This is a genomic window from Virgibacillus kekensis (assembly GCF_042654125.1).
Taxonomy (GTDB): Bacteria; Bacillota; Bacilli; order Bacillales; family Amphibacillaceae; genus Lentibacillus; species Lentibacillus kekensis.
Genome location: NZ_JBHSFU010000014.1, coordinates 88646 through 103198 on the forward strand (window position 1 = coordinate 88646; position 14553 = coordinate 103198).

Here is a 14553-nt window from a genome sequence, read left to right on the forward strand (position 1 = left end):
ATGAAACTGATAACAGCCGAACAGTTCAGACAAGAAAGGGATGCTGGTTCACTTGAACAGGACAGCAATGCTGAAATTGATGAGATTGTCCTTACTATTATAAAAGAGGTCAGAGAATCAGGCGATAAGGCATTGCTCCAGTATACCGAAAAGTTGGACGGAGTTAAGCTTAATCAACTTGCCGTGACCGATGAGGAATTTAGAGAGGCAAGAAATGCTGTCAGTAAAACATTTATTAAAGCACTGAAAGCAGCAAAGCAAAACATTACTGATTTCCATGCCAAACAGAAGGAAGTATCGTGGTTTACCCATTCTGAGGATGGAATTATGCTTGGACAAAAAGTTACTCCACTGGATAAGGTTGGTGTGTACGTTCCTGGCGGTAAAGCGGCCTATCCGTCAACCGTATTGATGAATGTTATACCTGCTAAACTTGCAGGCGTAAACGAAATCGTCATTACTACACCGCCAGATACGAACGGTAAAATCAGCCCAGAGGTTTTAACTGCCGCAGAGATGGTCGGTGCGGACGCCGTATACAAGGTTGGCGGTGCACAAGCAATAGCAGCGTTAGCGTACGGAACTCCTACAGTTAAAAAAGTAGCAAAGATTGTAGGGCCGGGTAATTCATTTGTCGCTCGAGCCAAGAAATGGGTTTACGGTGATGTCGCAATTGATATGATTGCGGGTCCCAGCGAAATCTGCGTTGTGGCGGATGAGACCGCATCACCTGAGTTTGTTGCGGCCGATTTGTTATCTCAGGCTGAGCACGATGAACAGGCTAGATCGATATGTATCACTACAAGTCCAACATTGGCAGAAGAAATTAAACAAACGATTGATCAGCAAACAGAAAAGCTTGAACGGAAAGAGATTATTCAGAAGTCACTTTCGGCAAACGGCCGGATCATTAACGTAAGTGATTTGGCAGAAGCATTTTCCCTTGTAAACGAAATTGCACCCGAGCATCTCCAGCTTATGATTGAGAACCCTTCCGAGAAACTTGGAATGGTCAAACACGCGGGGGCCATTTTCCTTGGCAATTATTCACCTGAACCTTTGGGTGATTATTTTGCGGGACCAAATCACACTCTTCCGACCAGTGGAACGGCGGCATTTGCCTCCCCTCTCGGTGTGTATGATTTTCTCAAAAAGTCCAGTATTATTCAGTACTCGAACAGTGCACTGCAAGCAGCTTCCGACCACATTATCACAATGGCTGAGGCAGAGGGTCTGACCGCGCACGCAAATTCAATTAAAGTCAGAAAGGATGCTTATCATGCGTAAACAAAGCATACAACGCACGACCAGTGAGACTTCGATTGACCTCTCGTTTTCGGTTGATGGTGACGGCAGTTCGGTAATTGACTCCAGAGTCGGGTTTCTGGACCATATGCTTACCCTGATGTCCAGACATGGCCTCTTCGATATGGAGCTCTCCTGTAAGGGCGATCTTGAGGTTGACCAGCATCATACTGTGGAAGATATCGGGATAGCCCTTGGACAGGCATTCAATGAAGCACTAGGTACCAAGGAAGGTATTACCCGATATGCAACTGTCACAACACCAATGGATGAGTCCCTTTCCACTGTTTCGATTGATATTAGCGGGCGTCCTTATTTCGTCTATCATGTTGAGGGACTTAAAGATAAAGTCGGTAATTTTGATACAGAACTTGTGGAGGAATTTTTCCAGGCATTTGCAAGCAACGCCAAAGTCACCCTTCATATTAACCTGTTATATGGACGGAACACGCACCATATTATCGAGTCAATATTTAAAGGTTTTGGACGCGCACTTGATCAGGCAAGCGCACAGAACCCTCGTATAAAAGGAGTGCCGTCTACAAAGGGATCTTTGTAAATATTTTTTAAGAAAACTACCTTATAAAGAAGGAGTTCATATAAATGATTGCGATTATCGATTATGGGGCGGGAAACATTAAAAGCCTTCAATTTGCCCTTTCAAAGGTGAACCTGGATTCCTGCCTGACAACTGATATTGAAACAATCCGGAACGCTGAGGCAATTATCTTGCCAGGTGTCGGAGCATTTAAAGATGCCATGGATGCGTTGAACGGTCTTGGACTGGCGGCAACGATTAAAGACGAAGCATCGGCTGGCAAACCGCTTCTGGGAATCTGTCTAGGTATGCAACTCTTTTATGAGCGCAGCTACGAAGATGGCGACTGGGAAGGTCTAGGCCTAATTAAAGGGAATGTCAGTAGAATTCCTGATACCGTGAAGGTTCCCCATATGGGATGGAATACCTTGCAGCATCACCAGAACAGCGAGCTTCTGAATGATATCAGAGAGGACGCTTACGTGTATTTTGTCCATTCCTACGCCGTGACCGATGACCAGCAAGAAGACCTTATCAGCAGTTCTCAGTATGGGGGATTAATTCCTTCAATTGTTAAGTACAAAAATGTTACAGGCATGCAGTTTCACCCGGAGAAAAGTGGCGAAACCGGATTACAACTGCTGAAAAACTTCGGGGAGATGATTTCATGATTTTATTTCCGGCAATCGACATCAGAAACGGAAAATGTGTCCGCCTTACACAGGGTGACTATAACCAGGAGAAAATCTATAATGACTCCCCGGCAAAAGTCGCCTTGGAGTGGCAAGCTAAGAAAGCTGAATTTCTGCACGTTGTGGACCTGGATGGTGCACGAACAGGTGATTCAACAAATCTTAATACGATAACAGAGATTGCTGCTGAAACTTCTATACCTGTTCAGGTTGGCGGTGGCATCCGTTCCCTTAAACGCATAGAAGAATATATAAACGCAGGAATTGATCGGGTAATACTAGGTACTGCAGCTATTACGGATAAAGTACTGCTGCAACAGGCCGTACAGGGATATGGGGAAAAAGTTGCCGTGTCTATTGATGCGCGTAATGGTTATGTGGCAACTGATGGATGGACGGAAACAACAAATGTAAAAGCTGTTGATCTCGTTAAAGACCTAGAACAAATTGGCGTTCGGACGATTGTCTACACGGATATTCTGAAAGACGGAATGTTGAAAGGACCTAACTTTGATGAACTGCAAGCAATTAACACAGCAACATCGATGAATACCATTGCCTCTGGGGGCATTACAACCAAAACGGATGTTGAACAACTGAAAGCTATGGATCTTTACGGTGCAATTATTGGGAAAGCTCTTTACGATGGAACCCTTGAATTCAGTTCTCTGATGGATGGTGATTCTAATGTTGGCTAAGCGGATCGTTCCTTGTCTTGACGTCGATAAAGGTCGGGTTGTTAAAGGGCGGAAATTCCAGAATATCCAGGACGTAGCTGACCCAGTTGATCTGGCCAAAAAATATAATCAGGAAGGTGCCGATGAGCTTGTTTTTTATGATATTACGGCATCGAATGAAGAACGCAATATCTTTCTTGATGTAGTGGAAAGTGTTGCAGCTGAGATTGCGATCCCCTTTTCAGTAGGTGGAGGGATCAGAACCCTTTCTGATATCCACCAGACACTCAGGGCCGGTGCGGATAAGGTTTCGATTAACAGTGCCGCAGTAAAAAATCCGCAGATAATTACCGAAGCTGCCTTAAAATTTGGCAGTCAGTGTGTCGTTTTATCAATCGATGCCAAGGCAACTGAGAACGATAAATGGGAAGTCTTTGTAAACGGCGGCCGAACAAATACCGGGAAAGATGCGATTGAGTGGGCAATTGAAGGTGAGAAACTCGGAGCCGGTGAAATTGTGGTTAATGCCATCGACACCGATGGAGAAAAAAACGGGTATAACCTTGAGTTGACTAGGGCAATTTCGGATGCAGTAAATATCCCGGTTATTGCAAGCGGCGGTGCCGGCACGATGGAGCACTTTGCTAATGTACTGAAGGACGGTAGAGCTGATGCAGCACTTGCCGCATCCGTCTTCCACTACGGGGAAATTGAAATTATCGATTTAAAAGATTACTTAGCAGCGGATGGAATCACAGTCAGGAGGGAACGATGATGGAGACAAATTTCAGCGAACTTGCATATGATGAAAACGGCTTGATACCAGCAATTATACAGGATTTCAGTACAGGAGAAGTTTTAACGCTTGCATACATGAATGAAACAGCTCTGCAAAAAACTGTAGACACAGGCGAAACATGGTTTTTCAGCAGAAAACGTCAGGAGCTTTGGAATAAAGGAGAAACCTCAGGCAACAAACAGAGTGTTCAAAGCATTACATACGATTGCGATGCGGATGCTTTACTTGTTAAGGTTAATCCAAAAGGACCGGCGTGCCATACTGGTGAAAGAACATGCTTCCACCGCACACTTTCTGGTGATGAAACGCCAGCACGTACAGTCATTCATGAACTGACTGAAAAAATTCGGGAACGCAAACTAAATCCTGTTGAAGGGTCTTATACAAATTATCTGTTCACGGAAGGGATTGATAAAATCCTCAAAAAAGTCGGTGAAGAAGCCAGTGAAGTCATTATCGGCGCAAAAAATAACGATAAAAATGAAATTAGGTGGGAAATTGCCGATCTTACCTATCACACCCTTGTCCTGATGGAGCTTCTCGGTGTTACGATTGACGATATAAAACAAGTACTGTATAGCAGGCACATTGAAAAGGAAGGTAAAAATGGCAAGTAAATTCTGGAGTGAAACAGTCAGACGTACGGAGCCGTATGTACCGGGGGAGCAGCTGAATCTGCCTAACCTCCTTAAACTGAATACCAATGAAAACCCTTATCCCCCCTCCCCTAATGTTACAGCAGCCATTAAAGAGGAGCTTGACCGCAAACTTCAATTATACCCTTCACCCACTTTGGAGGGACTGCGCCACAAAATAGGCGATTATTATAATCTTGATACGAGCAATGTCTTTGTGGGAAATGGGTCTGATGAAGTTCTGGCTTTTTCTTTTATGGCATTCTTTAACAGTACAGAAACAATCAGATTCCCAAAGATATCTTACAGTTTTTATCCGGTCTATGCAAAGCTGTTTAATGTACCATTTGAGGAGGTTGGCCTAAACCGTGATTTTACCATTCCAGCAGAGGATTTTTTCCAGTCGGAAGGTGGCGTCATTTTCCCTAACCCCAATGCCCCGACAAGTATTTACATGGAACTGGAAACAATAAAAGACATCCTCGATAGCAATCAGGATAAGGTTGTAATTATTGATGAAGCGTATATTGACTTCGCTGATGTGTCAGCCGTCACTTTACTTAATAAGTATGAAAACCTTCTGGTCGTACAGACAATGTCAAAATCCCGATCACTGGCAGGGCTTAGGATAGGATTCGCACTTGGAAGTCCAGAACTGATAGAAGCGTTAATGCGCATAAAAGACTCGTTTAACTCCTATACGATTGATCGGCTTGCGATTGCCGGGGCAGAAGCAGCTATAACAGATACAGCCTATTTTAATAAAACTACGGAAAAAATTATAAATACGCGTGAATGGACTGTCCGTGAAATGAAGAAAAGAGGATTTCATGTCCTGCCTTCGAGCGCTAACTTTATTTTCGTTAATCATTATCATTACGCTGCTGAAGACTTATATAAAAAGTTGAAGGAACAACTCATTCTTGTCCGGCATTTTAGTAAACCTGATATTGAAAACTATCTGCGGATTACAATTGGTACGGATGACCAAATGAATACCCTGCTTAAAACGCTTGATTTGATTATGGAATAAGGTTGAAAAAACAAAAATGGCAGCTGCCCGGTTCGGCCGGAACAGCTGCCATTACATGATTTTATATCATTGTCTTAATTTCTGCTTTATCTTTCAACTCGTTAACTCTTTTCTGAAGAAGTTTTTGCTCTTCTTGAACCTTAAGTTGCTGTCTGATCTGGTCTTCCAGCTCCTTCAGCTTCGGAACTTCTTGTTTCTGTTCTTCAGGTGCCTTTTCCTGTTGTTCAAGAATCTTATCGTAATAATCCTGAACCTCTTTATCTGTTACTTTTATATCTAATGTTTCATTAGCATATTTCTCAACAATCAGGCGGAGTTCTACCTGTTCCTTATAAGATTCTTCTGTAAAGTGATTCTGTTCGAGAACTTTGTTGAAGTCACCTTTTGTACTGGACTTGTCTTTTTCAAATGCAGACTGTACTTCTTCTTCAGTAACCTTAATTCCCTTATCTTTGGCATCCTGTTTTAGAATTTCCTGTTCGACTAGGGCGCTGATTGTCATATCCTTGATTTTCTTTGTATCACTTACATCTTGTCCATATTGGCTCATCATCATTTTGGTCTGTGCATATACGGAATTATATTTCTTTCCTGTAATATCCGTTCCGTTTACAGAAACAACTACTTTATCCTCTTTTACCTTCTCTTTATCTGTAACCTCTACTTTTGGCGGTTGCTGTTGTTGTTGCTGTTGTTCCTGTTGATCCTGTTGCTTTTCATTATTTTTATCGTCACCTTTAGCTGCATCCTCACCACATGCTGCCAAAATTGTTAAAAGGGCCAGAGTCATTATAAACAATACTGCTTTTTTCATATTTGGTATTCCCTCATTTCATTTGTTGTTCTTTTATTCAATCACACATAATGGGGGTATTGCAAGTCCCAAAAGTCCTGTGGTCAGCCATTAATAAGCTCCACACGGGGATTCTGACGGGTTGTTTACATTTAGTTTACGCTTTTACGTAAATTTACATACTTCTGCCATAATAAAGCACCATGCCACAGCTTATTTAAATAAGCTGTTGTCTAAACCCTCGTTTTTTAATGTCTTTTTTCGTAAGTTCCAGTGCTTATTAAGCTTACAGTTGATGTAAAGTGCGACATAGATCGTAGCTTCGCTCGGGAAATACATTACGCTTTCCGCGGGCAACGCTTCAACTTCCTCGGAAGAAAACCACTTCCTGCGGGATTTTCAGCTGTTGCTTTTCCCGCAGGAGTCTCCATGTATTTCCCTCGCTGGATTGTGGATTTGTACTGTATTTAACATTGGCCTTTTAATCTTATCAAATAGTGAACGTATTTTAGCGTAGGCAGAATACGAAGACTCCTGGGGAACAGCACGAGTCGGAAGACCCCGTAGCGGCGGTATTTCCGCGAGGAGACTGAAGCCGTGCCCCCGGAAAGCGAAGTATTCTGCCGGAGCGAAGCTTCGCAGATATGTCGCAGTTTATAGATATTACTCAGGAAGCATAAATACAGGCAGTCGCATGCGACTGCCTGTTAGTTTTATTTTAGACTAGTTTCAATTTCTTTGATCATTTCCGCTACCGATACCAAGCCACCACCAGACAGATACCAATAGTCTGGATCCAGGTAGATAACACGGTCATTTTTATATGCGTTGGTTTTTTTAACAAGCTGATTTTCAACAAGCTGTTTTGCAGATGACTGACCACCGACAACGGCTCCTCGGTCAATTACATAAAGTAAATCAGGATTTTGTTCAACCACATACTCGAAAGAAACATTCATGCCATGCGTGGAAACTTCAATTCCTTTATCGGACGCTGGTACACCAAACACATCGTGAATAAGGCCAAATCGTGAACTTGGTCCATAGGCGCTAATTTTATCGTCATTAGCCAGAATAATCAACGCTTCTTTGCTACTGTTAGTTGCCTGTTGCTTCAAGTAGGCAATTGACTGTTCAATTTTTTGTAGTTCCTGGTCTATCTCTTCCTTCTTATTAAAGATGGTTCCAATTACGGACATATTCTCTTTAAAAGAATCCATATATTTCGAAGCGTCCACCCCTAGGTATACAGTTGGTGCTATCTCTCTGAGCTGATCATATAAGGAGGCCTGTCTGCCGGAAATTATAATCAAATCCGGGTTTATTTGGGCCAATTTCTCAAAGTCTGGTTCTTTCAGACTTCCCACATTTTCATAGCTGTTATCGCTGTATTTGCTCAAATATTCAGGAATTGTACTTGACTGTGGGACACCAGCAATTTCAATACCCAACTTATCAAGCGTATCCAAGACCCCAAAATCGAAGACAACAATTTTTTTAGGGTTTTTGACTACCTCTGTTTCACCGAGTTCATGGGAAACAGTTATGGTTTCCTTATTCCCTGTGTCACCGCTTGCATCTGTATTACTGCATCCAGCAACCAGTACAGCAATTAAACCGAATGTTATTATCCAAAAAGCTTTTCTCATGACTACCAACCTCCTGAGTTATTTATGCGAAATAGACGCAAATCCGGTTATCATTAATATTTTTTATATTGATATCCATATCGTAAATATCCTTAAGTACGCATTCATCAATCACGTCACACGTTCTTCCTTGTTTGATGACCTTTCCATCCTTCAAGGCGACAATCTGATCAGAGTAGCAGGAAGCGAAATTTATATCATGAATCACAATCAGGATGGTTTTCCCCAAATCATCTACTAGCCTTCTAAGAGTTTTCATGATTTGAACAGAATGTCGCATATCCAGATTGTTCAGTGGTTCATCAAGCAGAATATATTCTGTATCTTGGGCGATAACCATGGCGATATGTGCGCGTTGCCGCTGCCCGCCACTAAGTTCATCAAGATATTTATCCTGAATCTCCCTAAGTTCCATGTAATCAATAGCTTCCTCAACTTTTTCCCAATCCTCATGTTTAAGTCTGCCCTGTGAGTATGGAAAGCGTCCAAAGGATACAAGTTCCCGAATAGTCAATCTTAGATTAATCGCATTAGATTGTTTTAAAATGGAGATTTTCTTTGCAAGTTCATTATTTTTAGCTTTCGTAATGTCTTCTCCGTCTATCGTGATTTCCCCATCGTCTTTAGAGATAAGTCGGCTGATCATAGAAATTAATGTACTTTTTCCGGCACCATTGGGACCGATGAACGAGGTAATTGTCCCTTTTTCAATCTTAAGGGAGACATCCTTTATAACACTTCTCTCGTTATAGCGCTTGAAAACACTTTTAATATCTACCATGATTGATTCTCCTTTAACAAAAGATAAATGAAATAAATTCCGCCAGCAAAATTAATAATCACACTGATTGTTGTCTCAAAAGTAAATATCTCTTCCACCACGAACTGCCCGCCGAGCAAAGCTATAATACTAATCAAAACTGACCCGATAATCAGGTAGAAATGACGGTATGTTTTCAGGAACTCATATGCCAGATTGACTACCAGCAGCCCTAGAAATGTGATGGGTCCGATTAATGCAGTAGCGATTGAGATCAATACAGCGACAATGATCAGCAAGCGTTTAACGACATAATCATATGGAACTCCAAGATTTATTGCCTGATGTTTTCCCAATGCAAGTACGTCCAGATATTTATAAAACCGCACAAAATACATCGTAACTAAAATCAGAAATAACAGAGATAGATAGACAAGACTTTCATTTGCATTGTTAACACTTGCAAACATGCGATCCCGTACAACCATAAACTCATTAGGATCAATAAGAACCTGCATGAAATCAGTCATACTTCCGAAAAACGTTCCAAGAATCATGCCAATCAATAAGAGGAAATAAATATTATTTTTTTCCCCCCGAAATAGAAATCGGTACAATGCCAGTGAAAAAATAACCATTACCCCTATCGACAAAAAGTAATTGACATTGCTGCTCATCATTACAAGCGATTGAGACCCAAACACAAAGATAATGAACGTCTGGAGAAGCATATATAAAGAATCAAGCCCAAGAATACTTGGTGTGAGTATTCGGTTATTCGTAATGGTCATAAAAATGGTCGTCGAGAAGGCGATTGCAGTACCGGTGATAATAATGGCACTAACTTTTAGAAGCCTCCGTGGAAGTATATATCCAATGTTGCCTTTTAAATCGTAAAGGATGTACACCAGGGCCAGGACTAGTGCGATAGCTGCAAGTATAATTGTCTTTTTCTTATAGCCCATACTTCTTTCTCCTTAGCAGCAAATAAATGAATATCCCACTTCCGATCACACCGACTGTCAGACTGATTGGTATTTCATACGGGTAAATGATGACCCGGCCAATAATGTCGCAAAAGAGAACAAACGATGCTCCAAGCAAAGCGGTATGCAGTAGGCTTTTTTTCAAATGGTCCCCTTGGTAGATGGTTACGATATTCGGAATAATCAGTCCCAGAAAGGGTATTACGCCAACCGACAGAACAACAGACGCAGTTACAAGTGCGACAATAATTAAGCCGATATTTACGACCTGCCGGTAATTGAGCCCAAGATTTTTAGAAAAATCCTCCCCCATTCCAGCAATGGTAAACTTATTCGCAAATAAATAGGCAATTACGAGGATTGGAATGCTTATGTACATCAGCTCGTAATTTCCACTCATGATCAGCGAGAAGTCACCCTGCATCCAGGAGGACATATTCTGAATCAAATCGTTTTTATATGCGAAAAAGGTAGCAAGCGAACTTATGATATTACCAAACATCAATCCTACCAGCGGGATGAATATCGCATCCTTGAACTTTATTTTTTCAAGAATTTTCATGAAAATAAAAGTTCCAATAAGCGCAAATAAGAATGAAATCAGCATTTTTTGGAGTGGAGTTGCCGACGTAAACACCATTAGGGCAACCAGAACCCCTAACCTTGCGGAATCAAGCGTTCCCGCTGTTGTTGGTGATACAAATTTGTTACGACTTAACTGCTGCATAATCAACCCGCATATGCTCATACTCATCCCGGCAATCAGAATGCTTACCAGTCTCGGTAATCGGCTTATGAGAAGAATTTCAATCTGTTCGTCAGACAGGTTGAATATTTCCAATGGCCCAATCTCGGTGACTCCTATAAAGACTGAGCTAAATGACAGTATTATTACTGTTATAAATAGGTAACGGATTTTCATGGAAAGACCTTCTCGCAGATTATATTAATTACTATCTTTTACAAAGTTTAATCAATAATGAAATTCATTATCAATTAGCCTTAATAAAGATTATAGCATACCACCATTTAACGTCAACAATTTCAAAAGTGTTATTTTATTTGTTCACATAAAAAAACCGTGGAAACTGATTCTTCCACGGTTTGCCTGTATTCATGTTAAATTATTCCTTAACTTCACAACCTTCATCTGTGCAGTATTCGGTTTCAGACTTTTTGGGGTTCAACGATTGCAATGCCGGTTTTTCATTTTCTTCTTCCCAAACCTTTTCCAGCACTTCGGAAAATACTTCGGACGGTTGGGCACCGGACACAGCATATTTCTCGTTTAAAACAAAGAAAGGTACGCCCTGTACTCCAATCTGCCGCGCCTTCTCTTCATCAGCCCGAACATGAATTGCATAATCATCTACCTTCAGAAGTTCCGTGACACGGTCTGTATCAAGCCCCATTTCATCAGCAAGCCTGATAAGTGTCTCATGATCACTGATTAGTTCTGAGTCGGTAAAATAAGCTTTCAGAAGCCGTTCGGTCATTGCCTTTCCTTTACCATTCTCTTCCGCATACTTTGCAACACGATGTGCATCAAATGTATTGGTATGTTTCATGGTATCAAAGTTATACGTCAAACCAAGTTCCGCAGCTTGCTGACCAAGTTGCTCATTGGAGTTTTTGGCTTTTTCATAACTCATCCCATATTTTCCTGCTAAGATTTCATGGATATCTTTACCGGGATTTTTTTCTGCATTAGGATCAAGTTCATAACTTTTATATTCTAGTTCTATTTCTTCTTTGTGTGGAAATTGATCAAGTGCCGATTCCAGTCTGCGTTTACCGATATAGCAAAACGGACAGACAAAATCTGACCATACCTCTATTTTCATAGAAAACACCTCATTTCTGTGTCTTATTTTAGCATAGCTATGCAATTTACAGTAAATGTTGTGCTTATCGTGATTCACAAAACCCGGTGATATCCAGTTCATTCGTGAGCCTTTTGGACCCGTCGATTAATGTTCACGCTGATCGTCAACATAACGACCATAATCCGGGACGGCCGTTTGATCAAACGTTTGAACAAGCTTCCGAAGCCCTTCCTTTAACTTATCCCCTTTCATCGTGGTTCCATGCCCAGGGATTACCATTTCCGGTTGAAGTGATTCCAGTGTCTCCACGGACTTCTTAGCCGCAGTCCAATCGGTGGTATAATACCGTGGTGGTCCATTTACCTCCTCAGTCTGCATCAATACATTGTAAAACTTATCCTGCCTGACCGTAATGAATGCATCGCCTGAGAGAAGTAACGAATCTGTTTCCCGGTAAAACGATACGTGTCCTGGAGAGTGTCCCGGTGTATGAATCCATTTCCAATCATCCAGGCCTGGCACACTATTATCGGATGGCAGTGCGTGAACAGAATCACCTAAATCAATCGGTTCATTTGGATACATTTCTGCTATTTTGGCGAGCATCCCACCTTCTACCGAGGAATCTGGTTTTGGATAGCTTTTTTTGCCTGTTAAGTAAGGAAGTTCCTTCTCATGTGCATAAACAGGCACATCCCATTCATGAACCAATTCTCTCAGTCCTCCAATGTGGTCAAAATGCCCGTGAGTTAATAAAATAGCCGATGGTTTACTGTTCCTTCCAAATCGGTCAACCACGACTGATCGAATTTCCGCTGCGGATCTAGGGAGTCCTGCGTCCACCAGCACCCAGTCTCCTTCACTTGGATAACCGATAAAGCAAATATTGGCAATTTGATCGGTGTAATAATAAACATCATTGATAACCTCCCTGCCTGATCCGCTGGTCACCGAGGTCATGGGGATAAACTTTTCATCACTGCTCTGTTCTCTCTGAGTCTCCATATACATCCCGCCCTTCTTTTTCTATAGTATCTGGAGGTTATTGCTTTTTAAACATTGAAAAACTGAGTTATATTAACGGGATATTTAATAGGACCTTTCCTCCTGAACAGAACCATCGGATTTATGCACGGTCAAGAATGTTCCTTTATTTTTTGCTATTTCACGCGCCCGCTTTACCGCTTCATTTTTATTCTCAAAGACTTCGCTTGGCCGTTTTGCATCAGCGGACCGTACAGCCCAACCATCATCATGTGCTTCTACATGTTCACCTTCTTCGAGTCGTTCCGGGTTATTTTCATATTTCTTCCCTTCTCTCGAACGTTTCGTGGGCTGTCCATGTTCTTTATATTCGTCCAATTCATCTTCACTGGCGTTATCATGCCACTCTTTCGCCTGCTCAATTGCAATGGGGATGGCCCGTCCTTCATCATACCCCTCGTCTACCATGGAATTCGCTATATCAATTGCCTTCTTTTTCGTAACCTTATCCAGATTCTTCATGGATGAAGGATAGTCATTTAATGTCCAAGGCATAAAAGTCCCTCCTGCATAATGTAAGTATTGTAATTAATGTTCCCTTATCTGTTTACAGCAAACGTAAAAGAGGCTGGGACATAACTAAAACTTGCTTTCGAGAGACGAACGAATTAATGTGGGAATCTTGGAATGTTACCCTTCTAGTTAGATCATTTCGGAGTTAGTATAAAATGCGACATAGCTAGCTATGTTGATTTCCGCTTCGCGCAGTCGCTTTCACCACTCCGGGTGCAAGTACGACATCTGCTCATGAATTCGCAGTGTCTCCTTTACCGCCGGGCACGGTTTTAGCCTCCTCGCGGAAAACCACCGCTGCGGGGTCTTCAGACACGTGCTGTTCCCGCAGAAGTCGACTGCCCTACGCTTCAATCATCGGCTATATCAGCGGAGGAAATACACGGAGACTCCTACGGGAGCAGAGGCCTCGATGAGACCCCGGAGAGCTTTAGCTCGAGGAGGCTCAACAGCCGCCCGTGGAAAGCGTAGTGTATTTCCGTAGCAGAGTTTCAGCACTCTATCTTAGAAGTCTTGACTACTTCGCATTTTATAGATTATACGAAGTTTTGCTAACACAAAACCCGAACTACCTAAATTGAACTGCACCCTGTCAAGTAGACAGTGAAAAACAAAAAATCTATGCAACGGCCTGGTACCGATATTCTAATGGTGTCAGGCTGTTTAATTTCTCCTGGTAACGTCTTTCATTATAAAATTGGATATATCGATCTATATCCTGTACTAGTTCTTCATAACTTTTATATTGTTTTAAGTCATAACACTCCGTTTTAAAGTGACCAAAAAAGCTTTCTATCGGTGCATTATCGATACATTTTCCTACACGGGACATACTGCGTGTGATTCCAGCTTCAGTTGTGACATAACGATATTCCTTCGATGTATATTGTACGCCTCTATCACTATGAAGTAGAGGAGTTGCGTCAGGATTGAGCTCTAAGGCTGTTTTAATAGTCTCTATGACCAACGGGTTATTGTTATAGTGGCCTATTTTGTATGCCACAATTGATCCATCATACAGATCTTTGATGGCGCTCAAATAAGCTTTGCCGCCCAGTCCATACTGAAGATGCGTGATATCAGTTACCCATTTCTGATTTGGTTTATCCACAGTGAATTCTCGATTCAGAATATTGTCTTCTATGTTGACATAGCTGGTTCTCGTGGAATACCCGTTGGAAAGGCGAATAAACGATTTCAATCCCAATTGAATCATCAGACGGCGAATGCGTTTTAGGTTATACCGTTTCCCAAACTCGCGCTGGATAACCATCCTTATTCGTCGATAACCATAAATCCCACC

The 14553-nt window shown here is 41.8% G+C and carries 16 protein-coding genes; 7 read left to right on the forward strand and 9 right to left on the reverse strand.

Annotated elements, in window-relative coordinates:
* From hisD to hisC, 7 genes are read left to right on the forward strand one after another with little or no spacing between them, the layout of a single operon-like run.
* Nucleotides 1-1287 carry a histidinol dehydrogenase gene (hisD, locus tag ACFO3D_RS17575; protein WP_390299207.1) on the forward strand — a complete coding sequence of 429 codons (1287 nt, stop codon included), beginning with the start codon at nt 1-3 and terminating at the stop codon, nt 1285-1287.
* Nucleotides 1280-1864, forward strand: a complete 585-nt coding sequence (hisB, locus tag ACFO3D_RS17580; protein ID WP_390299210.1) for an imidazoleglycerol-phosphate dehydratase HisB — start codon at nt 1280-1282, stop codon at nt 1862-1864. The genes hisD and hisB overlap by 8 nt, the downstream gene beginning before the upstream one ends.
* A gap of 44 nt (nt 1865-1908) precedes the next feature.
* Nucleotides 1909-2514, forward strand: coding sequence for an imidazole glycerol phosphate synthase subunit HisH (gene hisH, locus ACFO3D_RS17585; protein WP_390299213.1), 606 nt, complete (start codon nt 1909-1911; stop codon nt 2512-2514).
* Complete coding sequence (hisA, locus tag ACFO3D_RS17590) at nt 2511-3233, forward strand: 1-(5-phosphoribosyl)-5-[(5-phosphoribosylamino)methylideneamino]imidazole-4-carboxamide isomerase (RefSeq protein ID WP_390299216.1); 723 nt, start codon at nt 2511-2513, stop codon at nt 3231-3233. Before hisH ends, hisA begins: the two co-directional genes overlap by 4 nt.
* Entirely contained in the window at nt 3223-3987 is a 765-nt protein-coding gene (gene hisF, locus ACFO3D_RS17595; RefSeq protein WP_390299219.1) for an imidazole glycerol phosphate synthase subunit HisF, read from the forward strand. Before hisA ends, hisF begins: the two co-directional genes overlap by 11 nt.
* Nucleotides 3987-4628: a bifunctional phosphoribosyl-AMP cyclohydrolase/phosphoribosyl-ATP diphosphatase HisIE gene (gene hisIE / locus ACFO3D_RS17600; protein ID WP_390299266.1), complete on the forward strand. Its 642-nt coding sequence runs from the start codon at nt 3987-3989 to the stop codon at nt 4626-4628. The genes hisF and hisIE overlap by 1 nt, the downstream gene beginning before the upstream one ends.
* Complete coding sequence (hisC, locus tag ACFO3D_RS17605) at nt 4618-5679, forward strand: histidinol-phosphate transaminase (RefSeq protein ID WP_390299222.1); 1062 nt, start codon at nt 4618-4620, stop codon at nt 5677-5679. Before hisIE ends, hisC begins: the two co-directional genes overlap by 11 nt.
* Before the next feature lie 61 nt (nt 5680-5740).
* On the opposite strand, the gene ACFO3D_RS17610 is transcribed toward hisC, so the two are convergent.
* From ACFO3D_RS17610 to ACFO3D_RS17650, 9 genes are all read right to left on the reverse strand, one after another.
* A complete protein-coding gene (locus tag ACFO3D_RS17610) occupies nt 5741-6493 on the reverse strand; it encodes a SurA N-terminal domain-containing protein (protein ID WP_390299225.1) in 753 nt (250 codons plus the stop codon).
* A 692-nt stretch (nt 6494-7185) separates the two neighbouring features.
* Nucleotides 7186-8121 (reverse strand): siderophore ABC transporter substrate-binding protein, encoded by a 936-nt coding sequence (locus tag ACFO3D_RS17615; RefSeq protein ID WP_390299228.1) that lies wholly within the window; start codon nt 8119-8121, stop codon nt 7186-7188.
* A 22-nt stretch (nt 8122-8143) separates the two neighbouring features.
* Nucleotides 8144-8902, reverse strand: coding sequence for an iron ABC transporter ATP-binding protein (locus ACFO3D_RS17620; protein ID WP_390299231.1), 759 nt, complete (start codon nt 8900-8902; stop codon nt 8144-8146).
* Nucleotides 8896-9846: an iron chelate uptake ABC transporter family permease subunit gene (locus tag ACFO3D_RS17625; RefSeq protein ID WP_390299234.1), complete on the reverse strand. Its 951-nt coding sequence runs from the start codon at nt 9844-9846 to the stop codon at nt 8896-8898. The genes ACFO3D_RS17620 and ACFO3D_RS17625 overlap by 7 nt, the downstream gene beginning before the upstream one ends.
* Nucleotides 9836-10789: an ABC transporter permease gene (locus ACFO3D_RS17630; RefSeq protein WP_390299237.1), complete on the reverse strand. Its 954-nt coding sequence runs from the start codon at nt 10787-10789 to the stop codon at nt 9836-9838. Before ACFO3D_RS17630 ends, ACFO3D_RS17625 begins: the two co-directional genes overlap by 11 nt.
* Before the next feature lie 202 nt (nt 10790-10991).
* On the reverse strand, nt 10992-11711 hold the full coding sequence (locus tag ACFO3D_RS17635; RefSeq protein ID WP_390299241.1) for a DsbA family oxidoreductase: 720 nt from the start codon (nt 11709-11711) through the stop codon (nt 10992-10994).
* 126 nt (nt 11712-11837) lie between these two features.
* The gene (locus tag ACFO3D_RS17640; protein WP_390299245.1) at nt 11838-12698 is read right to left on the reverse strand and encodes an MBL fold metallo-hydrolase; all 861 of its coding nucleotides are present in this window, start codon (nt 12696-12698) and stop codon (nt 11838-11840) included.
* Between the two features lie 84 nt (nt 12699-12782).
* Entirely contained in the window at nt 12783-13232 is a 450-nt protein-coding gene (locus tag ACFO3D_RS17645) for a DUF2188 domain-containing protein (protein WP_390299248.1), read from the reverse strand.
* A 637-nt stretch (nt 13233-13869) separates the two neighbouring features.
* Nucleotides 13870-14553, reverse strand: a 684-nt coding sequence (locus tag ACFO3D_RS17650; protein WP_390299251.1) for an IS3 family transposase, incomplete at its 5' end; no start/stop codon positions are given.